Raw genomic sequence first — 22,975 nt, 5'->3', positions numbered from 1 at the left:
ATCATATAAAATAGTGCTTTATTTGTAATGAAACACCTTTTATAGAATACTCAGCTCTAGTTTGATGTGATAGTATTAACCATCATTCTAATTTTCCATCATTTATAAAGATATGTTTAGTTTGCATCCACAACTTGCTCAAGATACGTTTTTGGTAGGCGATTTTCCGCTTTCTACATGTCGTTTAATGAATGATATGCAGTTTCCTTGGCTGATTCTTATTCCACGTGTACCTGGAATAACTGAGCTATATGAATTGAGTCAAGCAGATCAAGAGCAGTTCTTGCGCGAATCAAGTTGGTTATCTAGTCAACTTTCACGTGTATTTCGCGCTGATAAAATGAATGTTGCAGCATTAGGTAACATGGTTCCTCAGTTGCACTTTCATCATGTTGTCCGTTATCAAAATGACGTGGTTTGGCCTAAACCAGTTTGGGGTACACCAGCAGTTCCATATACCAATGAAGTTCTTGCGCATATGCGTCAAACATTAATGCTTGCTCTACGTGGTCAAGGTGACATGCCATTTGACTGGCGCATGGATTGATCCCAGAAAATCTTTGTTTATGGATGAATTGTGATTAGATTCGGGTTCTGGAGTAGGTAGTGCTATCATTAAGCAATTGGATAGATAGAGACCCTAAGCATTTTGAATATCTTCATCGTGTGATGGGATATGCAATGCTATCTCTACTTTTAGTTGTTTATCACTACACATCCCCAGAAACCAAATATCAAATTTATGTACCAATTCTGCTTGGAATTGTGGCATTAATTCTTCCTAAGCTTTCGAATTGGTTAGACTTCAAGTTTGGTTATCATACCAAGCGCAATACATTATTTGCGATTGATGTAGTGGTTATTGCAATTATGTTGTCGGCCGTGCATTTAAGTTTAGTGCTGACTTTTACTGCAATTTTTGCAATTTTATTCTCATCTATTAATACAAAAGTTTCTTTTTTCTCGGCCATGCTCACTTGTGTGTTTGGCGTTGCTGTCTTTTATTTTGGTAATATTTTTATTTTTGGGTTTGGTGAGTATTTCGAACATACATCGTCAGAACTGACGGTTCTTTCATTTTTATGTTTAATCACCTATTTTGGTGTTGGAATTATTTATCAAAGCCGCCGCATTCGCTATATCCATACCAAGCGTGAATATTATTATAATCAAATGAATCGCTATATGGAGTTCGCAAATCAACTCAGTCGTTATGCGCCGCTACAGCTATGGCAATCGATCATGAAAGGAGAGTCGGAGGCCAAAATTGAATACAAGCGTAAAAAAATGACAGTTTTTTTTTCCGATATTCAGGGTTTTACTGAGCTATCTGAAACGCTAATTCCAGATGATCTTGCCTACTTACTTAATGATTATTTAAGTCACATGACCGAAATTGCCAAGCAATATGAAGGTACTGTTGATAAATTCATGGGCGATGCTATTTTAATTTTCTTTGGTGATCCAAATACACAAGGTGTAGAGCAAGATGCAAAAACCTGTGTAGAAATGGCAATGGTTATGCGTCAGCAAATGAAATTGCTTCGTGAACGCTGGATTAAAATGGGTTATCCTCCGTTGCATATTCGTATGGGAATCAGTACTGGTTATTGTCACGTAGGGAATTATGGTGCTGCACATCGTATGGCTTATACGATTGTGGGTCGTGATGCGAATTTGGCAGCTCGATTACAGAGTGCCGCAGCAGTTGATGAAATTTTAATTTCTGATGATACCTACAACCTGATTAAAAATGATTATTTGTGTGCGCCTAAATCACCCATTTATTTGAAAGGGATTCAGGGTCCTGTGAGAACTTGGCAGGTGATGGAGAAGTATACTTCTCAAAAAACAGATTACCAGCGTTGGTTTGATTATGAATACAAAGGTTTTCACTTATTGTTAAACTTGGATGAAGTGCAAAACTTCGAGTATCCTGAATTGATCACTGTGTTAGATAAAATGATTAAGCGTATTCAAACTCAGCAAAAATTAACTAATTCACAGGGTGTTGTGAAGCTAAAGCTTGAAGATGAAGTGATTCAGTCTATTGAAAATACACATACTCATTAAATCTAAATGATGCAGAATTAATATCATTTTTATATAAAATAAAAAAGTTGAATAATAAAAAACCACGCATTCGCGTGGTTTTTTACATAAGAAAGGATCAGTGATTTTCTGAAGCATGGTTGATGGTGTATTTAGGAATCTCAATTTCTAAATCTTCATCAACAATTTCGACTTGGCATGACAGGCGTGAGTCAGGTTCTAAGCCCCAAGCACGGTCTAGCAAGTCGGCTTCAACATCATTCATTTCTTCAAGACTATCAAAACCTTTACGAACAATAACGTGGCAAGTCGTACATGCGCATGACATGTCACAGGCATGTTCAATTCGGATATTGTTCTTGAGTAAGCTTTCACATAAGTTTGCATTTTGCTCAACTTCAAACTCAGCACCTTCTGGACAGAATTGCGCATGTGGAAGTACTTTAATACGTGGCATAATCTTTACCTTAATTAGTTTGAGTTTGACCAGTCTTCGAGTTTAGTGCCTTTTAATGCAGCATCAATATGTTGATTCATGCGTAATGCGGCAAAATTATCACTGTGTATTTTAAGCTGTTCAATTGCTTGTTCAATTGCTTTGATATCTTCACCTTGTAGCTGAGTCTCTAGCTGAGTCTTTGCTGTATTCAGTAGGTCAAGCTGTTCGGTGCTTAGAAGATGCGTATCAACTTTCAAGGCTTGAACCAAAGCTTCAAGTTCACGCTGTGCTTCTACTTTAGTTTCTTGAAGGTGGCGAAGATTTTTGTCTTCTTCAGCATACTTAAAGCCATCAAGTAATAGTCGCTCAGTGTCTGATTCAGATAAACCATATGATGGCTTAATATCAATTTGTGCGTGTACACCAGAAGTAGTTTCTTTTGCAGCTACAGTGAGTAAACCATCTGCATCGACTTGGAAGGTTACTTCAATGCGCGCTTGTCCTGCTGTCATTGGTGGAATGCCGTGCAATACAAAACGACCTAAGCTACGGCAATGTTCGACCAAATCACGTTCGCCTTGTACCACATGAATCAACATGGCGGTTTGACCATCTTGATAGGTGGTGAATTCTTGACGACGTGCAACAGGAATTGCAGTATTACGAGAAATCAGGCGTTCAACTAAGCCACCCATGGTTTCTAAGCCAAGTGAAAGTGGGGTAACGTCTAAGAGTAATGAGCCATCAGTTGAGTTGCCAATTAATTGGTTGGCTGTAATGGATGCGCCAATTGCGACCACTTCATCGGGGTTAATGGTGCATAGAGGTTCTTGATTGAATACGCTCTGAACTGCTTTTTTAACAGCATAAGAACGCGTAGAACCACCCACTAAAACCACGTTTTGAATGTCATTGAGTTCTAATTTAGCATCACGCATGACACGTTTACAAACGCTGATGGTTTTATCAAGTGCAACTTGAATAATCGATTCAAAAGTAGGGCGATCAAGTTGTAATGATTGATCAAGAAGTTTAAGTTCAACTTCATTTGCATCTGATAAGGCTTCTTTTGCTTTACGTGCTGCTACAACAAAATGTGCATATTCAGCATCATTAAGAAGTTCGATGTTGAGTTGTTTTTTTGCCCATTTCACAATCAGACGATCAAGATCATCACCACCTAATGCGGTATGTCCACCTGTTGCTAAAACTTCGAATACGCCTTGCGAAAAACGAAGAATAGAAACATCAAATGTACCGCCCCCCAGATCGTAAATCACATAGTTGCGATCAGTTGCTAAATTGGTTTCTTGATCCAAACCGTAAGCAACGGCCGCAGCTGTTGGTTCATTCAATAAACGAAGAACATTTAAGCCTGCAAGTTGGGCAGCATCACGTGTTGCTTGGCGTTGAGCTTCATCAAAATAAGCAGGAACCGTGATAACAGCACCATTAACTGGATTTTTGAGACTTTCTTCAGCGCGGTCTTTCAGTTGTTTTAAAATTTCAGCAGAAATTTCAACAGGAGTCTTACGACCTAGTGCAGTTTCAAATGCTGGCATTTGATGGTCTTCACCCACAAGTGTGTAGGGGTGTTGAAATTTGATGTCAGCTTTAGATCGTCCCATAAACCGTTTAACAGAAACAATGGTATTTTTAGGATCTGTGGTAATAAACGGTTTTGCATCATCGCCATAATGGGCTTGATGCTGGGTGTAATGAACGATAGAAGGAAGTAACACTCGACCTTGTTCATCGTTAAGAACTTTGGCTTTTCCTGAAAGCACAGTTGCGACTAAAGAGTGGGTTGTGCCTAGGTCAATTCCAATCGCGATACGGTGTTCATGAGGTGCACTTGATTGCCCCGGTTCTGCAATTTGCAAGAGTGCCATGCGTTACATCCTTTGAGCAGCAAAATTTAAAAAATTAGAAATCATCATCAAGATCGAAACTATCATCTTCCAAGAAACGATCTTCAGCTCTGTCTATGTCGAGCATGACTTTTTGAAAGAAACGTAATTTTCTGACGGTGTCACGTGCTTCGGACCAATCTTCATCCGTGTAATCGATTTTGAATTCTCGAATTAAACCATCAATCCATTGAAAAACTTCTTTTTTAAGAGAGCTGAGATCTTCAGTTGATGATGCTTCATCAAGTTGCTCACGTATTTCTAACGCAGATTGAAGAAATTCAAAATCACTAATCGACTGATCTAAATGGTGATCTTGTTTTTTGAGCGCTAACAAGTAACCAGCACGGCTATCCACATGAGATAAAACTTTGAATGCTTGATTGATTTCACTTGATTTAATCAAAGCTTGATCTTTATCTTCAGCTTTATCAGGGTGATATTGTTGCTGCAGTTTTAAAAATTCACTTTTTAAACTTGCTAAATCAATATCGAGCGCTACTGGGAGGTTAAACAACTCAAAATGATTCATGGAAGATGGATCCGCAATAATTTCATGTAAATAAATAGAATTAAAACAGTGTAAAGACACTGTTTTAAGGAAGAAGGTAATAGGAGGTTAAACCGTGAAAGATTCACCGCAACCGCATTCACCTTTTTTATTCGGGTTGTTAAATTCGAAGCCTTCATTTAGACCATTTTTAACATAGTCCATTTCCATACCATCGAGATAGACTAGGCTTTTTGGATCTACAAAGACTTTAACACCGAACTGTACAAACATTTCATCATGTGTATCAACTTCATCAACGAATTCAAGTACATATGCTAAGCCTGAACAGCCAGAAGTTTTCACACCAACGCGAATACCTTCACCCTTACCGCGATTCTTTAAGTAATTGCTGATATGAGTTGCAGCATTTTCAGTTAAATTGATCATGAAAACTCCATTATTCTTTCACTGATTTTGAAACAATTAAGCTTTGGCTTGCTTGTTGCGATAGTCTTCAACAGCAGCTTTAATTGCATCTTCCGCAAGTACAGAGCAGTGAACTTTTACTGGTGGAAGTGCAAGCTCAGTTGCAATATCAATGTTTTTGATGGCTTGAGCTTGGTCTAAAGTTTTACCTTTTAACCATTCAGTCACTAAAGAACTTGATGCAATTGCAGAACCGCAACCATAAGTTTTAAAGCGAGCTTCTTCAATTACACCTTCGTCGTTAACTTGGATTTGAAGACGCATAACGTCGCCACAAGCTGGTGCGCCAACCATACCAGTACCAACATTTTCAGCGTTTTTATCTAAAACACCAACATTACGGGGGTTTTCGTAATGATCAATTACTTTTTCACTATATGCCATGATGCTTCTCCAAACCTCGGGGTCAGCGTTAATATTAATATGGGGTTAAATTCGGTTTAATCAATGAGTTCATGCGAGATGATCTCATTGAAAGAGTAGAATTAGTGTTCAGCCCATTCGACTGTAGAAAGATCTATACCTTCTTTATACATATCCCAAAGCGGAGACAGTTCACGTAACTTATCAACAGCAGCTCGGGTCACGCTTAACACATGATCAATATCTTCTTCTGTGGTGTATTTACCAAAGCTGAAGCGAATTGAACTGTGAGCCAACTCATCAGAAAGACCTAATGCACGAAGTACATAAGATGGTTCTAAAGTTGCAGATGTACATGCAGAACCCGAAGAAACCGCAGCATCTTTGAGTGACATCATTAATGATTCACCTTCAACAAAATTGAAGCTCACATTTAAATAGTTGGCAACGTTTTGAGTTGGGTGACCATTAAGGAATACTTGTTCAAGATCTTGTAAACCATTCCAAAGTTTGTCACGCAACACACGTAAGCGAGTTTGTTCTGCAACCAAGTTTTTGCCTGCAAGTTCAAATGCTTCACCCATACCTACAATTTGGTGTGTTGGTAAAGTACCAGAACGCATACCACGCTCATGACCACCACCATGCATTTGTGCTTTTAGGCGTACACGAGGGCTACGACGAACAAACAATGCGCCGATGCCTTTAGGGCCATAAATTTTGTGTGCCGAGAAACTCATTAAATCTACTTTTAAGGTAGACAAATCAATTTCAACTTTACCCGCAGCTTGAGCAGCATCAACATGGAAGAAAATCTTGTTAGCGCGAGTAATTTCACCAATAGCAGCAACATCAGTCACGGTGCCAATTTCGTTGTTCACCATCATCAGTGAAACAAGAATGGTATCTGGACGAATCGCTTCTTGTACCATTTCAGGGGTAATTAAACCTGTTTGTGGTAATGGTTCAAGATAAGTAATTTCAAAACCTTCAGCTTCTAGTTCGCGGCAAGTGTCTAAAATTGCTTTGTGTTCGATTTTACTGGTGATGATATGCTTGCCTTTAGAAGCATAAAACTGAGCTACACCTTTTAATGCTAGGTTGTCAGACTCAGTTGCACCAGAAGTCCAAACGATTTCGCGAGGATCTGCTTTGATTAAATTCGCAACTTGTTCACGTGCATATTCAACTTTTTCTTCAGCTTGCCAACCGTATGCATGAGAACGTGAAGCCGCATTACCAAAAGTACCATCGAAAGTTAAACATTCCATCATGCGTTCTGCAACTTGAGGGTCTACAGGGGTGGTTGCTGCATAATCAAGATAAATTGGACGTTTCATTTCAAATACTACCTGTAACCGATAAAAGGGCTGAATCAAAAGATGCTGTGTTTTGACGAATAGCAACGGTTTGTACGTTGTCACGAGCTACAAGATCAGCAAGTGTGATTTTAGCGAGATAATCGGCAATGTGGTGAGAGAGTTCTTGCCATAAATCATGTGTTAAACACATTGCACCATTTTGACAGTTGCCTTTGTGGTCACAACGTGTTGCATCTACAGTTTCATTTACAGCTTCAATAATTTCTAACACAGTGATGTCTTCAGCGCTGCGAGCTAGGTGATAACCACCATTCGCACCACGAACACTAGAAACTAATCCATGGCGTTTTAACTTGGCAAAAAGTTGTTCAAGATATGCAACGGAAATAGTTTGGCGAGCTGCAATTTCGGCTAGTGTGATCGTTTGTTCAGTAGGCTGCAAAGCTAGATCAAGTAGAGCAGTCACCGCGTAGCGACCGCGAGTTGTTAAGCGCATGATTCGATACACATGTTTAGACTAGATGTGTAGATTCTATGAATCCTGACTAAAATAGTCAAGTTTTTTTAAGACCAATTCTTTTCTTTTAATTAATATTAAAAATAGTGATTTATGGAAGCCAAATATTATACACAAATAAACTAATCAGGAGTACTGTGATTACAAAAAAAGCAATGTTAATGCGCTTTTGTTTTTGTTCTAAGCGACGTATGCGATTTTTATATTGTTTTACTTCAACTTGGAGTGAGTTGATTTTAGAACGTTGCTGATCAATCTTTTCTAAGAGTGGGGCAACCCGTTTATTTGACGATGTAATATTTTCTTCGTCAACAGGCTCTAAAAACCATTGTTTCCAGTCGGCTAGTACTTTAGGTGCACTGAAAAGTAGTACTAAATCGCGAAATTCATCTTTAAGTGTAATGTCACCATCTATACGCATGGTTTTAATGCTGCGTCTGTTGGCAAAGACAAATATCTTAATTAAATCCATTAGCGTAGTTCTAACATCTAGATCTACAGCTTTTTCAGGAGCTTTAGTGTCAAACAAAATACCATGTTCGTTAAATTGTACATAAAAGTCGAAATAAGGGACGTAGCTATTAATTTTAATTGCGATTTTTTGATCTACGAATTTTTTGGCTTGAAGTGCAACCACAGCATCACGCTTAACCACAAAAGTAAAAATCGTTTCTAAAACAATCATGGATGTTGTCAGCAACAAATGTGGTTGATTTTGTCTTTGTTGCGAATCGCTCATAAAACCTAATCCTTGCGGGTAAAAAAGTCCTATCTCATTGTATGTGTTTGAGGACTGAAATAAATTGCATATTAAACCTGCTTTGTAGAACAGTTTTGCAAATCGATCAAGTGTTAAGTTTGCTATGATGAGTCTATTTATATAAATACAGTGTTGAACAGGACATAAAGTAGGCAGGAGTGGCTCAAATGAATAAAACGACAAAAATAGACGAAGATGATCTTGGTATTCCTACGGAAACTCTGAATAAAACAGCTTTAAGGCAGCGCTCGAAGTCAGGTTTGGATTTTAGAAAATATACCAAACAAATTTGGCTGGCAGGTTTGGGTGCTTTTTCAAGAGCGGAAGAAGAGGGAAATAAGCTATTTGACTCTTTGGTTAAAGTTGGTGAAGAGCTTGAGTCCAAAACAACGGAAATTGCTGACCAAACGGTCGAAAAAGTTTCTGAAAAAGCTAAAGAGTCTGTTGTTGATACTAAGGATAAGGTGGAAAAATTAATTGATCATAGTGTGCACCATTCGCTAAATCGAATTGGTTTGGTCACAGTAAAAGATATTCAACATTTGGAAAATTTGATTTTACAATTACATAGCAAAGTAGATGCGTTAATTCTAGAAAATGAACAATTGAAAGCAAAAATTGAAAAAAAGTGACAGATTTGGAGAGTTTCCTATTTTTTCCAGTCTAATTTACGATTAAATTTATAGAAAAGCTTAAGAGGAGTATTGCGTTCTCCCCTAAAGCATTGCTATAAAGGCGTTATGGTAATTTAAACTATATCCTTGAACCTTAAATAAACGATATTAGAGGACTTCATCTTCATGAATAAATCAGAATTAATTGATGCAATTGCAGAAAAAGGGGGATTGTCTAAGACTGATGCAGGTAAAGCCTTAGACGCGACAATTGCTTCAATCACAGAAGCGCTTAAATCAGGTGATACAGTTACACTTGTGGGCTTCGGTACTTTTAATGTAAAAGAACGTGCTGCACGTACAGGTCGTAATCCACAAACTGGTGCGACTCTTGAAATTAAAGCCAGCAAAGTTCCTAGCTTTAAAGCAGGTAAAGGTTTAAAAGATTCTGTAGCTTAATCTTTTAACAGATTACCAAACGCGCCTTCTCGGCGCGTTTTTTATTAATAATGCTGATTTGATGGCTAAACGCATTCATTCATATCAGGTTTTCGGGTAAAATGCGGCACAAATAAAATATTGGAATACTTATGGAATCTTTTCGTAAAGTTATTAAGGGCTGGTTGGGCAAAGTTCTGCTCATTTTGTTTTTGACCCCTTTAGCACTTGTAGGTATTGAAGGATATTTTAGTAGTGGTAGTTCTAAAGACACTGCAAAAACAGTGAATGGGCAAGAAATCAGCAATAAAGAGCTGGAAAATGCGACAAAGTCTTATAGTCAGCAATACTTATCTTATGTAAATGGCGATGAAACATTGTTGAATCAGTCTTTTATTAAAGATAAAGCTTTAGAGTCGTTGATTGCCCGTAACTTATTATTACAACAAGCAGAAAAATTGGGCATTTCATTGAGCGATGCTCAAATTGAGCAAATGATTGCACAACAACCAAGCTTGCAAGAAAACGGCAAGTTTTCTGAAGCACTTTATGCAAATTATTTAAAATCAGTAGGTTTAACAAGCCAAGCATTGATTGAAAATTTACGCCAAGATCATGCATTGAAAATGATGACATCAATGGTGATGGATTACACCTTGGTGAGTAAGGTTGATCTTCAACAAATTGCGAATTTGCAAACTGAGCAACGTACGATTCATTTGGCAAGTATCAAGCTTGATGATTATAAAAAAGGCATTCAAGTTAGCCAGCAAGAAGTTTCTGATTATTATAACAAACATAAAAATGCATTTAGACAAGTTGCAAGTGTAGATGTTGATTTTGTGGTTTTAAGTCCAACTAATGTACCTGCGGCGAATGTGCAAATTTCAGATGCAGAATTACAACAAGCTTATACAAAGTTTGTTGAATCTCAGAAGTCTACAGTTAAGCCTTTAGTTAAACATATTCTTATTACAGCTGATTCGCGCTCAGATGCTGATGCGAAAAAATTAGCTGACAGTGTGGCTGCACAGATTAAAGCAGGTATGAGCTTTAATGATGCTGCTCAGAAGTATTCGGATGACACCGACTCAAAATCTAAAGGTGGTGTTATTGCTGCCTATGATAAAGGGGTATTTGGTGCTGCATTTGATACAGCAGTTGCATCATTAAAGTCAGGTCAAGTGTCTGCACCAGTGAAGACCCAATATGGTTATCATATTATTTCTGCTGAAGCACCTGCAATGAAATTGCCATCTTTTGAAACTGAAAAGCCGCGTTTAATTGCTGAAGTGCAAAAGGCAAAAACGGCGAATGCATTCTCTGATACTGTAAATAACTTGAATGAAATGGTAGTGGGTAGTGACGCACTTGATACTGTGGCTCAAGAGGTTAAAGGTGTGCAGGTTCAATCCATTAAAGGTTTAACTTTAGGCATGCAGCATCCAGTTTTAAGTCAGGCAAATGTTAAAGCTAAACTCTTTAATGATGATGTGAAAAATGGCGATCGCAATGCTTCGAGTAACATTCAATTGGCTAATGGTGACGTGGTTTGGGTAAAAGTACGTGATTATCATGCAGCTGGTGAACAAACTTTAGCTGAAGCAAGCGCACGTGTGAAAGCAAAATTGATTGAAGTGAAGGCGGCTGCAGTTGCAAAAGCGAAGATCCAAAAAGCATTGGATGAGTTTAAAACTCAACCTGCTGCAACGGTTTTGGCTAAAAATCAATTAAGTTTTGAAGATGCTGGCGTGTTTACCCGCTCGCAAGGCTTAAAGCGTCAGATTGAGCGAGCAGCATTTAGTGTTCCTGCACCTAAAGCGGGTATGTGGTCAGTAACAACTGCATCTTTACCTAATGAATTTGTTGTGGTTGCAATTTCCAATGTGAATAAGACTGCTGCAAATGCTTTGACACCAGAACAGTTGACTGAGTTAGCGAAGCTTTATCAGCAACTCCGTGGTCAGCAAGAGCTTGATGACTATACTCAATATTTAAAAAGCCAAGCGAAGATTAAATAAAAATACGGTAATAAAAAAACCAGCCTAGGCTGGTTTTTTTATGTCTATGAAATTATTCAGCGCGAAGAATAATTTCATAGCCCGTATATTTACGGATGTTAATCACACCTGTATCTAGCAGTAAATATTGTCCTTTAATCCCTTGCAGCTTGCCGCGAATGATTGGGGTTTTATCCAAATTGTGTGACTTAATCTTTTCAGGATACTGGTCGACAGGATAAATGAACTCACGAGGCTGTTCATTTTCAAGCAATTCAACAGTTTCGTTGAATTCAAGATTTTGGCTAAATTCATCTCGTATAGTTTGAATTTTAGGTGAAAATTCTTCAATCAATTGCTCACGCACTTCAATTAAATTTAAAGGTTCAGCTTCACCTTTTAGGAGTTTGCGCCAGTCAGTTTTATCGGCAACTTGAGTTCCAAACATGATTTCGAGTTGACCAGATAAGCGACGAGAACCAACTTTCATAATTGGAAGGGCTTGGGTAGCTCCTTGATCTAACCAGCGTGTTGGCATTTGTCCAAGACGAGTGATTCCTACTTTTAAAGCGCTAGAATTGGCTAAATATACAATATGGGGTTGAAAACAGACTTCGTGAGCAAAATTATCTTCCCTGCAAGTTCCGAGATGATAATGGCATGTCTCAGGTTTCATAATACACATGTCGCAAGAAGCTTTAGTTTTAAAACATTTAAAACAATGCCCTTGTGAATAGGATTTCGGTGTTTTGCTGCCGCAAGAAACACAAGAAATATTTCCAGTCCATTCCAACTCAATTTCTTGGCCTAGACTGAATGGAAGCTCAATTTCTGCACGATCTAGGATAAATTTATATTCAACATTTGCCTTGCGAGTCTGTTGATCAGTTACACTAAGGTCCTTGAGACCTGCATGCATTTTATGGCAAATGCCTTGTAGTTCCATGAAAAGCTCACTCAAATAATAAGGATGCAGTTATGGCTGAACAGAATGTCATCACTTCTATGCTAGACGATTTATCTCAGGAACAGCCTATTCAAACTGCATTGTGTATTGGTCAAAATTTAGAGCAATATGACCAGAATCAATCAATTCGTTGGACTTATTTTAACGTAACTGAGTTTCTAAGTCTGCCTTTTACGCAACGTTATGATTTGGGTTTTGTTGTACTCGATAACCTAGAGATGAGCAGCTTATCAGATACGACCAAAGCACAATTTTTAGTAAAGTTACGAGATTTAATGGCGAAAAAGTTAGTTGTGGTCACGAATGAGCAAGATCATAAATTAATGCGTTCACTTGGTTTTACTCAGCTCATTGAAAAGTCAGCGCAGGGTCATGATATGGCAATATGGCAATTCAATATTCTAAATTATAAACATGTCCCAGATTGGTTTAACTCGAAATATTGGGCGAATCCTGAAAACTGGAATAAATTTCGCTGGTAATTTCTACATTTGGGAAAGAATTGTAAAAATGGGTTTGTACTTTTTAAGTTTGTACAAGCTCATTATTTATTTTGCCAATGAGCATTTTCATCTTTTATAATAAGCTGCTTTCCTTTTTTTGACATTTGTCACACATCTTCCAGATATGATGCCTTTACTTACTGATTCCTTGCAAAATCAGCCATTTTCTATTTTTCTAGAATACTTACCGACCAAGCATACACAGCCGGTCCCATCGTGCATAGGTGGCTATCCAGTCACAATGACGATTGCTGATCGTGTACGTACCGATGATGATCCTGAGCCATTGGTAATTGCTCAAAATTATGCTGCTGAGATTCCGAAAATCTTACATTTTTCTGGTAAAGGGCGAGATATAGCTGATTTTAATGAATTTATTCGAGCGGCACAGGTACACGGTTATTCGAATGTGTTGTTGCTAACAGGTGATAAATTAAAGCATCATCAAAATGGTCAGGATATAAATTTTTCACGGACGCGTTATTTAGAATCCGTGAATGCTGTGATGCAGTCCAAAAAACTCGCGCCTGAAATAAAAGTTGGGGTGGCGCTAAATCCATTTAAATATACGAAAGCTGAGCATGATGCCCAATATTATAAATTGGATAAAAAAGTGTTGGCAGGGGCAGACTATGTTGTAACCCAATTAGGGTTTGATTTGGATGCATTAAAAGAAGCGAAGCAATATTTAGCAAATCAGCATTCAAAGATTGATTTGTTTGCTTGTGTAATGCCATTAACTGCTGCACGTGCAGAATTTATGTTCAAGCAAAAAGTTGCAGGAATTGTTTTGACCCCACATCTTTTGCAGTTACTTCAACAAGAACAGAGCATTGATGCTGTGCTTGCAGAACAAAATGTCTATGCACGTTGCGCTTTGCAGATTTTAATTTGCCGTTCTTGGGGATTTGCGGGTGTGCATTTATCTGCCTGCCATAAACCCGAAGAGCAGCAAAAGTTAGAACAGGCTCTAACTTGTTTTAGGGATTTAAGTTTTGATCAATGTATGCAGATTTGGAGTGAACTGCATCAATTGAAGTCGGGGGATGAACTAAAGTCTAAGCCTGATGTGTTTCAAGAAAAACCATCTACGGAACAGGTGCTCAAGTATAAAAGTATGCAGTTTATGCATGATTCAATGTTTGATTCCAAGATTGCACGGAACGTAGGAAGCAAATTTTTTAATCCTAAGCTTTGGTCTGGTCATTTTGCCAATAAATTACTTATAAAGTCTGAATACTTATCTAAACACGGCGTTGTAGGCTGTGAAAGTTGTGGTCAGTGTCGCCTTGCGGATACTTTATATATTTGTCCTGAAACTTGTCCTAAAGGCTTGGCAAATGGTCCTTGTGGAGGCACAACTTTAGATCGTTGTGAGTTTGGAGATCGAGAGTGTATTCACTCGGTAAAAGCACGTTTAGCACAGCAAGTGGATCAAGTTGATGTGCTTAAAAAGCGCATGATTGATACTGTTCCAATTGAGTCGCGAGGAACGAGTTCTTGGGTAAATTGGTTTAATCCCAAATAAAAAACACGCCGAAGCGTGTTTTTTAAAGTGATTGGGATTAGAAGTTGTATTCCATACCTGTGCCGATTACAGTGCGTTTGTCGTCATCACTTAACCAATCACGTTTTTGTTGTGCTACGATGCCGTAGAAACGTGCTTGTTTGTTAATTTTGTAGTCTAAGCCGATACCATACTGATCAATCGTACGATCGTCATGACCATCACGTGCAGTTTTTGCCGATTGGTATTGTCCTTTTACAGCAAAAGGTGTGTTACCGATTTTGTAAGTTACTGCTGTAATCCAAGAATCTTCTTCTAAGCCTTTGTAGTTTGCAGTAACAGCATTACCATTAGTATCTGTTTTACCCGTGTTATAAGCAGTTAAGTCATCTTTAGGTTCAGCATGTTGCCACAAGCCACCAAGTACAAGACCTTTAAGACCAATAGTGCTGAAATCATAAGACCCTGTCACACGGTAAGCATCAGAGTAAATATCTTTTAAGCTGTAAGCGTTGTATTTACCTTGGATACCTGAGTTACCTGCTACAGCTAGTGCCAAACCTAAGTCTTTATTTTCATAGTTGACTGAAGCTGAAACAGCATCACCAAAGCCATCACGTTTATCATCATTACCTGTTGAACCAGCTGTTACACTAGAAGAACTTTCACCTTGTTGGAACATTACATTGAATGATAAGCCAGCAAGTAATTTAGGGTCAGATTCAAAACCTAGAACGTTGTTTGAGCGTTCTTCACCATACATGGTGTTGGTAATATCTAAAATTGTGTGGTCATTGAAGATATCTTGATTATTGCCAGCAGCAGTTTTGAAGTAAGAGTCAAATTTACCTACTTTTAGCGCGCCGATACCATCACTTTTTAAACCGATGAAGCGGTTACGCGCACTGAGGTCTGTATCTGAACCAGAACCATCAGTTGCGATTGCCCATTCTGCTAAATAGATTGCAGATAACTTTTCTGTTAGCTTTTCTTCACCTTTAATGCCGAAGCGTGAAGCATTAGAGTTGATTTCAGTGACATCACTCTTGCCATCAAAACTTTTGTTATCAACATTGTCGATCGATACATTTAGTTTACCGTACAATGTTGGCGCTGCCTGTGCTGCGTTTAAGCTTAAAGTTGTGACTGCTGCAGCAAGTAGCAATTTTTTCATTGAGATTTCTCCAAAACACGATTTTTATGGCAAGTGCCTACAAACTCTTATTTTCAGCTCGCTTCTGTACAATTCGTTACATAGCTCACCAACTTGCTATGCAGTATCTGTAAACTTTGTGACAGCAAAGTGAAAACTAAATGACAGTTTGATGACGCGATGTGATTGGATAACTCTCAGTTTTATTTTGTTTTTTTATCTTAAGTAAAAAAATGGAGCCGAATGGCTCCATTTGTTGTTTAGATAATCAAATTATGCTTCTAAAGCAGCTTTAATTTTTTCAGCCTGCGCTTTAATCTTTTCTTGATCACCCATTTGTGCAGCATGCTTGCCTAACTGATGTACATTGGTTGGGATAAGGTGAAAGTGGATGTGCGGAACAGTTTGTCCGGCAGCAGCTCCACTTAATTGCATTAAGATTATGCCATCTACGCCAAGTGCTTTTTCCATTGCACGTGCAATTTTTTGTGTGACCTGAATGGTGTAAGCAGCGGTTTCAGCTGGAAGATCGAGCAAGTTTACTGCTGGAGTTTTAGGAATGACTAGGGTGTGTCCTTCAGCTTGCGGCATGATATCCATAAAAGCAAGAACCTGATCATCTTCATACACTTTGATTGCAGGAAGCTCTCCACGTAGGATTCTTGCAAAAATATTTTGATCATCGTAAGCCATAATTATTCCTTTAACAGTCTCCATTGAAGGAGGGAATTCAGTTGTTATTTACAATTTAGTTCTTTCTGACGTGCTTTGATTTCGTCAAGACGTTGCTGCTCTTTATCTGAAAATTTAGGTTTGGTGGTGTAGCAGTTGTCATTACCAAACTTCGCTTTTGCTTCAGGGTCTTTGAAGCAGAAACCTTTAGATGCATAAATTACATCATGATCATTTTTAAGTTTCTGACACTCTTGCTCTGGCGTTGCAGCCAAAGAATTCGCACTAATAAAAGTTGATAAACCTGCAAGACAAGCAATAAGCAACTTACTCATAAGAGTTTCCTCATGGTTTGTAACAGTATATGTTTAATACCTGATTACAATATTGGGGTTTAATTTGTCATCTTCAATGGCAATAAATTACTCTAACGTAATTCTACTCAACATGATAGGTAAAATTTATATGTATCAATAGTTTTGTAAAGTTAAATTGATAACAAAGGGCTAATTTTGGGGTTGTAGTTATATCTAGTCGTTCTACGGTATGTTGCATTATTTGTAAGTTAATTGCGCTAAAATTCTTTAGTCATTTGGGGTTTGTAAAGTGACTATTAATTTCAAGTTGTTATGCTTATTTGTAAATCGGATCTAACACGAGAAATTACCATTTTTAAATTTAAAAATGACTTAAATATAATGGGTTAATTGGTCAATTTTGTATTTAAAATTTTTATAACTGCTTAATATTAATAAATTAGAAGTTGAAGCTAATAATTCCAAACAGAAGAAAATTTACACCACCAATAATTCTGATTATCAATAATATCAAACCAATCTTGAATCATCTGCTAACTTACGGTCATTTAAATCTTCGGTAGGTTTATCTTGAGTGCCTGCTAAAATATTTTCAATAATGAAGACGTAAAAACAGAGTGAAAGATTTGGTTCTCTGGAATGTCTAGTGAAATCTAAAAATTCATAGGCATTCCAGAGAACTCAAAATACTTTACGATATGGAATAAAAATAAGTATAAGTTATTTATTTTAAATAGAAAAATTACTCTAACGTAATTTTGCTCCAAGATTCATATAATTTTACAGCACTAGAAAAATCACTTTCTACAGGTGAAAGATCACTTGCTGCTTGTATCAGACTTTGTGTCAATGCAATTACAGGTGCTGAAAGTTTAGCATCACGGACTAAATCTAGAGCGATACCTGTATCTTTTGCTAACAACGGTAAAGCAAAGGTAAGAGGGAAGCTGCGGTTTAAAACGCGTTGAGGTAGTACGGTTTCAGTCACTCCACTTTTACCGCTAGATGCATTAATGCAATCCAGTGCTTCACCCAAATTAACACCATGTGCTTTTAACGTGGTAAAGCCTTCGGCAACAGAACAGAGATTCACTGCAAGAAGCATATTATTGACTGCTTTCACGGCGAAACCTGCACCAGAGTTGCCCACATGCTTAATGAGTTTTCCAATCGCTTGTAAGGCAGGGAGGGCTTTTTCGAATGCTTCAGCATTACCACCCACCATTACAGTTAGTGTGGCATTTTCAGCTCCAATGGTTTGACCACTGACAGGAGCATCTAAGAAAGTCACTTGTTGTGTCTGTAAAGCTTCTGCCAGATTTTTAGCAGACTCTGGTACACCACTCGTGCAATCAATCCAAATACTACCTGCTTTTAATTCTAGTCCAGAAATAAGCGCTTCAACATCTTGGCTGGTTGGAAGGCAAGAAAAAATGATGTCTGCTTTAACTGCATCTTGTAAAGATACGGCAAGGGTTCCGTATTCAGTTGCATGTTGTTCGGCTTTGGAAAAATTACGATTCCAAACAAACACGGTTTCAAAATGTTTAGGGAGATGAGCTGCCATGCGATAGCCCATAGCACCTAAACCGATAAAAGCAACTGAATGAATCATAATTTTTCCTTTATATCTTTGTCGATCTTTGTTCTAACCACGAAGTGAGTTTGGGCCAAAAATGTTCAGCGCTTGTCTTGTTTGACATTAAACCCAAATGCCCTCCGGGGATAAGAGTAAACGTGACATCTTGGCTGTTTGTCAATTCACATAATGGTTTTATTGCTGCTTCTGTAACAAGTTGATCGGTTTGACCTGCGCCAATCAATAAGGACGAAGTAATTGAATTTAATTTGATTTGTTTATCTTTAAGCTGAATAACCCCATTTTTTAGTTCATTTTTCAGCCAAATCTTAAAAATCATGTCTTGGTTAATCCCACCAGGGTAATCAATCATATTATTGAGAAATTGGCTAATTGTGGCATTTTCACTGATGGTTTCCAAATCATCCAAGTTATTTAAAAGCGTCTTATAACTTGCATACCAGCCTTTAGGATCTAGAATTTTAAAACCAATAGAATTTAAACGCCCTGGCGTATGAGTAAATTTTTTTGGAATATTGGTTGAAAACAAGAGTTGATTGAGTGATGCATTTTTTTGGATAAGTTGATACATATTTTGATTAATTTTACCAATGAATCCTGATGCATAACTATCGATTGGGCTGCCTAAAACTATTAAATTTTTAACAAAATTAGGCTGCTGCAAGGCACTATAAAGTAGAACAAAAATGCCCGCCATACTCCAACCATGGAGTGAAATTTGCTCAGATTGAGCATGACTGCGTATCTTGTTAATACAGTCAGGCAGTGCGTAGTCGACGATGGTAAGAAAATGAATATGTCGGTCACGAAAGCGAAACTGCTTCCATTCAACTAAATACACATCAAAGCCTTTATTTTGAAAATGCTTTACTAAAGACCGATAAGGAAACAAATCATATATCGCCATATTAATGGCAAAAGGGGCAACAAAAACTAGAGGTTCTAGATAATGCTTTGAGATAGCTGGGTAGTAACGCACTTTAGCATAATCATTGTAGGCGACAATTTCATAAGGTGTGCTTTCAGACAGAATAAGTGAATGTTGCTTAAAGATGCGGGTAGATAAGTTTTTGAGTTGGACTTTCTGACTGGCGATCCGTTGTTTTAGTTTTGTCATCGTGGGCATATTTATTGACCTACATGAAGATTTGTTCGAAGTCTAAACGATAATTTTACATTTTACCTTGACCTGAAATGCCGTAGACGCTCAAAATGTTGGCAATTATTCACAAAGGCAGTTCTGAGAACTGAATCGTAGAAATGAGCCAATACGACGACATCGAATATCAATTAGACACTTTAGCGATTCGTACCGGTCACACACGTACTTTTGAAGGTGAGCATAGTGAGCCAATTTTTCTAACATCTTCTTTCGTATGTGAAAATGCGGCAGATGCAGCAGCCAAATTTTCAGGACAAATTGAAGGCAATACTTACTCACGTTATACCAACCCAACTGTACAGGCATTTGAAAAACGTTTAGCTGTATTAGATGGTGCTGAACGTGCAGTGGCGACTAGTTCAGGTATGGCAGCTGTTCATGCTGTAACTTTGGCCTATTTAAAAGCTGGTGATCATGTCGTGTGTTCACGTGCTGTCTTTGGTTCGATCATCTCGCTCTTTGAAAAATATGTCATCAAATTTGGTGTCGATGTAACATTTGTAGGCTTGGAAGATTTAGACGGTTGGAAACAAGCGATTCGTCCTAATACGCGTCTTTTATTTATTGAAACACCGTCGAACCCATTGGCTCAAGTGGGTGATATGCAGGCGATTGCTGATATTGCCCATGCACATGATGCTTTGTTTGCAGTCGATAATACTTTCTGTACCCCAATCTTACAGCAACCAATTAAGTTCGGCGCAGACCTGATTATCTATTCATCAACGAAATATATTGATGGTCAAGGTCGTGCTTTAGGTGGTGCGGTTGTGGGTAAGGATAAATTGGTTGAAGAAATTAACGGTGTTATTCGTACACTCGGTAATTCTATGAGCCCGTTTAATGCGTGGATCTTCTTAAAAGGTTTGGAAACTTTAAGTTTACGCATGAAAGCACATTGTGCCAGTGCACAGAAATTAGCAGAATGGCTCGATGCACATCCGAATGTTGAAAAAGTGTACTACGCAGGTTTACCAAACCATGAAGGACATGAGCTGGCAAAGAAACAGCAATCTGGTTTTGGTGGTGTGGTTTCTTTTGTGGTGAAAGGCGAGCGTGAAGGGGCTTGGACGGTTATCGACAACACTCGCTTCTTATCGATTACTAGTAATTTGGGTGATGTTAAATCAACGATTACCCATCCTGCGACTACGTCGCATGGCAGAATGTCGGCTGAGGCTAAACAGGCAGCGGGTATTCGTGAAGGTTTAATTCGTGTTTCTGTTGGTTTAGAAGATATTGATGATATTATTCGTGATATCGCACGTGGTTTAGACTTAATCTAATTTTTAATTTTATGTTCGGAGATTTTTATGAACATTAATATGCTAATGCAACAAGCACAACGCATGCAAAAAGATATGGAAGTTAATCTTAAAAAAGCCAAAGAGGAGCTTGCACAGACTGAAGTTCATGCAGAAGCAGGCGGTGGTTTGGTTAAGGTAACTATGACTTGCCGTAATGTAGTAAAACGCATCGAGATTAATCCTGAATTGTTGCAAGATGATCCAGATATGATTGAAGACTTGATTGCGGCTGCAATGAATGATGCTGCACGTCAGGCAGAAGTTATTTCTGAAGAGCGCTTAAAAGGTGCGAGTTCGGGTATGGGCTTGCCACCAGGCCTTGCGGGAATGTTCTAATCCCAAGTGGTTGCTTACCTCCCTTTTTAGGGAGGTATTTTTATATAGGAATAACAGTGTTTAGTGATCGATTTGAACAATTGGTTCAAGCTTTAAGAATTTTGCCAAGTGTTGGACCAAAGTCTGCACAACGTATGGCATTGCATCTGATTATGAAAAATAGGGAAGGTGCAGTGGGCTTGGCCCATGCTTTGACAGAGGCGACAAATCACATTCATGAGTGTTGTGTTTGCCATTCACTCACAGAGGAAGAAGTGTGTGATATTTGCCTATCAACTGAGCGTGATGACCAGCTATTGTGCGTAGTGGAATCTCCAGCAGATGTCATGGCAATTGAGCAAAGCGGAAGTTTTCGCGGTAAATATCATGTTTTAGGTGGACATTTGTCACCACTGGATGGTATTGGACCAGACGAAATTGGTATACCGCATTTGGTACATCGCTTAACAGATGGCAAAATTACAGAAGTGATTCTTGCAACCAACGCGACTGTTGAAGGTCAAGCAACCGCACATTATCTGGTTGAAGCCTGTAAGCATCTGCCAGTGCATATGACAAGAATTGCACAAGGTGTGCCACAAGGGGGGGAGCTTGAGTATGTCGACAGCCATACCTTAAGTCAGGCTGTACATAACCGGATGCGCATGAAATAAGTGAATACTTGTTTCATGCTTATTTTAGAGGGGCGGTACTTTAACTTTTGAATGTTATTTTAACGCTTGGTATATTTTATAAAAATCAATGATATAAAAAAAGTATCAATAAACAGATAAATAGAGCTTATATACTAAAATTGAACTAATTCTTTAGTAGAAAATTAAAATTTTTATAGATAATTGTTATATATAAGGTAAGATACCTTTTTAGAGAATCTATTCCTAGACTCGGCAGTATGTTTCAGTTTATTCAGCACCAAACAGATTTAAATAACTTTTTGTCCATCATGGATGAAAACTCCATTTATGGGCTTGATACAGAGTTTATTAAAGTGGATACCTTGTGGCCAAAGCTTGGGGTGTTCCAAATTAACGTTGCTGACCAAGTCTACTTGTTAGATGGAACAACTTTAGATTTAAGTGGGTTCTGGAAAAAAATATTTAATGCACAGTTGAATGTGTTTCATGCTTGTGGTGAAGACATTGATTTGATTTATCATTACGCAAAAGATAAGTCACTGAGTAATGTATTTGATACCCAAATTGGGATGTCATTCTTGGGTCATGGCTTGCAAGTCAGTTATCAAAATGCTCTGAAGCAAATGCTCAATGTCGATATTGATAAAGATCAGACCCGTTCAGATTGGTTGGCACGTCCGCTGTCGCCGGAACAACTCAATTATGCTGCGAATGACGTGCTGTATATTATGGCATTGGCACAAAAAGTTAGATCTGAGTTGCAAGAAAAGCACTTGTTAGATTTTGCTCAGGAAGACTGCCGAAATCTGACCTATGAAATTGGTCAAGAAACTCCACTGGCTTTGCTCTATCAAGATATTGGAAATTATCGACATTCACGCCGTGAACTCATGCAATTACAGCAATTGGCAGTTTGGCGTGAGCAGATGGTTAAAGCACTAAATCAACCGCGTAGTTTTATTCTTAAAAATTCAAGCATGATTGATTTGGTTGAGAAGAATCCAAAAAATCATTTCCAATTGTGCAACATCAAAGATATTCGTCAGAATATTTTACGTGAGCACGGGAAAACCATTTTAGATTTATTGAAGTTTTTACCAGCTCAAGAAGAATGGCCATTACGCATGGCACGTCCAATTCGCCACTCGTCTAAAGAAATTGGTAATAAGGTCGACGCGGTCATTCAAAATGTGGTGAATGAAACAATGGTTCCTAAGGAAGTCTTACTGCGTAAAAAGTGGCTCAATGCTGTGTATCAGCATGTTGTGTCTGGGCGCGCTGAACAAGATTTGCCAAATTATTTACTAGGATGGCGCTATGAGCTTTTGACCAAGCCGCTCATTCAAGTATTACATGCAGATCAGCAATATTTATCTACACAAATGCAAGTTGCACAATAGTCATTCAAATTTGTTTAAAGAA

The 22,975-nt window shown here is 38.2% G+C and carries 25 protein-coding genes; 11 read left to right on the top strand and 14 right to left on the bottom strand.

The window, feature by feature from the left end:
* Positions 1-112: 112 nt before the first annotated feature.
* Together E0H82_RS09250 and E0H82_RS09245 are read left to right on the top strand one after the other, a co-directional pair.
* A complete protein-coding gene (locus E0H82_RS09250) occupies positions 113-547 on the top strand; it encodes an HIT domain-containing protein (RefSeq protein WP_131264362.1) in 435 nt (144 codons plus the stop codon).
* Between the two features lie 122 nt (positions 548-669).
* Complete coding sequence (locus E0H82_RS09245; RefSeq protein ID WP_131264496.1) at positions 670-2,073, top strand: adenylate/guanylate cyclase domain-containing protein; 1,404 nt, start codon at positions 670-672, stop codon at positions 2,071-2,073.
* 97 nt (positions 2,074-2,170) lie between these two features.
* On the opposite strand, the gene fdx is transcribed toward E0H82_RS09245, so the two are convergent.
* The 8 genes from fdx to E0H82_RS09205 form a co-directional block, all read right to left on the bottom strand.
* A complete protein-coding gene (gene fdx / locus E0H82_RS09240) occupies positions 2,171-2,509 on the bottom strand; it encodes an ISC system 2Fe-2S type ferredoxin (protein ID WP_116760836.1) in 339 nt (112 codons plus the stop codon).
* A gap of 14 nt (positions 2,510-2,523) precedes the next feature.
* On the bottom strand, positions 2,524-4,383 hold the full coding sequence (hscA, locus tag E0H82_RS09235) for a Fe-S protein assembly chaperone HscA (RefSeq protein WP_131264361.1): 1,860 nt from the start codon (positions 4,381-4,383) through the stop codon (positions 2,524-2,526).
* Positions 4,384-4,417: 34 nt separating this feature from the next.
* Positions 4,418-4,933 carry a Fe-S protein assembly co-chaperone HscB gene (gene hscB / locus E0H82_RS09230; protein WP_131264360.1) on the bottom strand — a complete coding sequence of 172 codons (516 nt, stop codon included), beginning with the start codon at positions 4,931-4,933 and terminating at the stop codon, positions 4,418-4,420.
* A gap of 87 nt (positions 4,934-5,020) precedes the next feature.
* Positions 5,021-5,341: an iron-sulfur cluster assembly protein IscA gene (gene iscA, locus E0H82_RS09225; RefSeq protein ID WP_116760830.1), complete on the bottom strand. Its 321-nt coding sequence runs from the start codon at positions 5,339-5,341 to the stop codon at positions 5,021-5,023.
* A 36-nt stretch (positions 5,342-5,377) separates the two neighbouring features.
* A complete protein-coding gene (gene iscU / locus E0H82_RS09220) occupies positions 5,378-5,764 on the bottom strand; it encodes a Fe-S cluster assembly scaffold IscU (RefSeq protein WP_116760828.1) in 387 nt (128 codons plus the stop codon).
* A 101-nt stretch (positions 5,765-5,865) separates the two neighbouring features.
* Positions 5,866-7,083 (bottom strand): IscS subfamily cysteine desulfurase, encoded by a 1,218-nt coding sequence (locus E0H82_RS09215; protein WP_131264359.1) that lies wholly within the window; start codon positions 7,081-7,083, stop codon positions 5,866-5,868.
* Between the two features lies 1 nt (position 7,084).
* Positions 7,085-7,561, bottom strand: coding sequence for an Rrf2 family transcriptional regulator (locus E0H82_RS09210; protein WP_016166295.1), 477 nt, complete (start codon positions 7,559-7,561; stop codon positions 7,085-7,087).
* A gap of 112 nt (positions 7,562-7,673) precedes the next feature.
* Positions 7,674-8,321, bottom strand: a complete 648-nt coding sequence (locus tag E0H82_RS09205) for a hypothetical protein (RefSeq protein WP_131264358.1) — start codon at positions 8,319-8,321, stop codon at positions 7,674-7,676.
* Between the two features lie 188 nt (positions 8,322-8,509).
* Here E0H82_RS09205 and E0H82_RS09200 point away from each other — a divergent pair, with 188 nt between their 5' ends.
* The 3 genes from E0H82_RS09200 (at position 8,510) to E0H82_RS09190 (ending at position 11,415) form a co-directional block, all read left to right on the top strand.
* The gene (locus E0H82_RS09200) at positions 8,510-8,974 is read left to right on the top strand and encodes a phasin family protein (RefSeq protein WP_131264357.1); all 465 of its coding nucleotides are present in this window, start codon (positions 8,510-8,512) and stop codon (positions 8,972-8,974) included.
* Positions 8,975-9,142: 168 nt separating this feature from the next.
* Complete coding sequence (locus E0H82_RS09195; protein ID WP_004697018.1) at positions 9,143-9,415, top strand: HU family DNA-binding protein; 273 nt, start codon at positions 9,143-9,145, stop codon at positions 9,413-9,415.
* Between the two features lie 131 nt (positions 9,416-9,546).
* Positions 9,547-11,415 carry a SurA N-terminal domain-containing protein gene (locus tag E0H82_RS09190; RefSeq protein ID WP_131264356.1) on the top strand — a complete coding sequence of 623 codons (1,869 nt, stop codon included), beginning with the start codon at positions 9,547-9,549 and terminating at the stop codon, positions 11,413-11,415.
* A gap of 52 nt (positions 11,416-11,467) precedes the next feature.
* Here E0H82_RS09190 and E0H82_RS09185 read toward each other — a convergent pair whose 3' ends face one another.
* Positions 11,468-12,340 (bottom strand): DUF2797 domain-containing protein, encoded by an 873-nt coding sequence (locus tag E0H82_RS09185; RefSeq protein ID WP_131264355.1) that lies wholly within the window; start codon positions 12,338-12,340, stop codon positions 11,468-11,470.
* A gap of 32 nt (positions 12,341-12,372) precedes the next feature.
* Between E0H82_RS09185 and E0H82_RS09180 the strand changes: the two genes are divergently transcribed.
* Both E0H82_RS09180 and E0H82_RS09175 read left to right on the top strand, forming a co-directional pair.
* Entirely contained in the window at positions 12,373-12,843 is a 471-nt protein-coding gene (locus E0H82_RS09180) for a DUF6231 family protein (protein WP_131264354.1), read from the top strand.
* A 148-nt stretch (positions 12,844-12,991) separates the two neighbouring features.
* The gene (locus E0H82_RS09175) at positions 12,992-14,392 is read left to right on the top strand and encodes a methylenetetrahydrofolate reductase C-terminal domain-containing protein (protein ID WP_131264353.1); all 1,401 of its coding nucleotides are present in this window, start codon (positions 12,992-12,994) and stop codon (positions 14,390-14,392) included.
* A 37-nt stretch (positions 14,393-14,429) separates the two neighbouring features.
* Here the strand turns inward: E0H82_RS09175 and E0H82_RS09170 are convergent, their stop codons facing one another.
* The 5 genes from E0H82_RS09170 to E0H82_RS09150 all read right to left on the bottom strand — a co-directional run bounded on the left by E0H82_RS09170 (position 14,430) and on the right by E0H82_RS09150 (position 19,230).
* On the bottom strand, positions 14,430-15,545 hold the full coding sequence (locus E0H82_RS09170; protein WP_131264352.1) for a porin: 1,116 nt from the start codon (positions 15,543-15,545) through the stop codon (positions 14,430-14,432).
* Between the two features lie 252 nt (positions 15,546-15,797).
* The gene (locus tag E0H82_RS09165; protein ID WP_131264351.1) at positions 15,798-16,217 is read right to left on the bottom strand and encodes an HIT family protein; all 420 of its coding nucleotides are present in this window, start codon (positions 16,215-16,217) and stop codon (positions 15,798-15,800) included.
* A gap of 44 nt (positions 16,218-16,261) precedes the next feature.
* Positions 16,262-16,531: a YARHG domain-containing protein gene (locus E0H82_RS09160; RefSeq protein ID WP_131264350.1), complete on the bottom strand. Its 270-nt coding sequence runs from the start codon at positions 16,529-16,531 to the stop codon at positions 16,262-16,264.
* A 724-nt stretch (positions 16,532-17,255) separates the two neighbouring features.
* Complete coding sequence (locus tag E0H82_RS09155; RefSeq protein ID WP_131264349.1) at positions 17,256-18,128, bottom strand: NAD(P)-dependent oxidoreductase; 873 nt, start codon at positions 18,126-18,128, stop codon at positions 17,256-17,258.
* Between the two features lie 10 nt (positions 18,129-18,138).
* The gene (locus E0H82_RS09150; RefSeq protein WP_131264495.1) at positions 18,139-19,230 is read right to left on the bottom strand and encodes an alpha/beta fold hydrolase; all 1,092 of its coding nucleotides are present in this window, start codon (positions 19,228-19,230) and stop codon (positions 18,139-18,141) included.
* A 143-nt stretch (positions 19,231-19,373) separates the two neighbouring features.
* On the opposite strand from E0H82_RS09150, the gene E0H82_RS09145 reads away from it, so the two are divergent.
* From E0H82_RS09145 to E0H82_RS09130, 4 genes are all read left to right on the top strand, one after another.
* Positions 19,374-20,561, top strand: coding sequence for an O-succinylhomoserine sulfhydrylase (locus E0H82_RS09145; RefSeq protein ID WP_131264348.1), 1,188 nt, complete (start codon positions 19,374-19,376; stop codon positions 20,559-20,561).
* A 27-nt stretch (positions 20,562-20,588) separates the two neighbouring features.
* Complete coding sequence (locus E0H82_RS09140) at positions 20,589-20,918, top strand: YbaB/EbfC family nucleoid-associated protein (RefSeq protein WP_116760803.1); 330 nt, start codon at positions 20,589-20,591, stop codon at positions 20,916-20,918.
* A 56-nt stretch (positions 20,919-20,974) separates the two neighbouring features.
* Complete coding sequence (gene recR, locus E0H82_RS09135; RefSeq protein WP_116760801.1) at positions 20,975-21,571, top strand: recombination mediator RecR; 597 nt, start codon at positions 20,975-20,977, stop codon at positions 21,569-21,571.
* Positions 21,572-21,810: 239 nt separating this feature from the next.
* A complete protein-coding gene (locus tag E0H82_RS09130) occupies positions 21,811-22,953 on the top strand; it encodes a ribonuclease D (protein WP_131264347.1) in 1,143 nt (380 codons plus the stop codon).
* The last annotated feature ends 22 nt before the right edge of the window (positions 22,954-22,975 follow it).

Source organism: Acinetobacter sp. ANC 4910, from assembly GCF_004331035.1.
GTDB lineage: Bacteria > Pseudomonadota > Gammaproteobacteria > Pseudomonadales > Moraxellaceae > Acinetobacter.
This window is presented reverse-complemented; position numbering and strand designations above follow the sequence as displayed.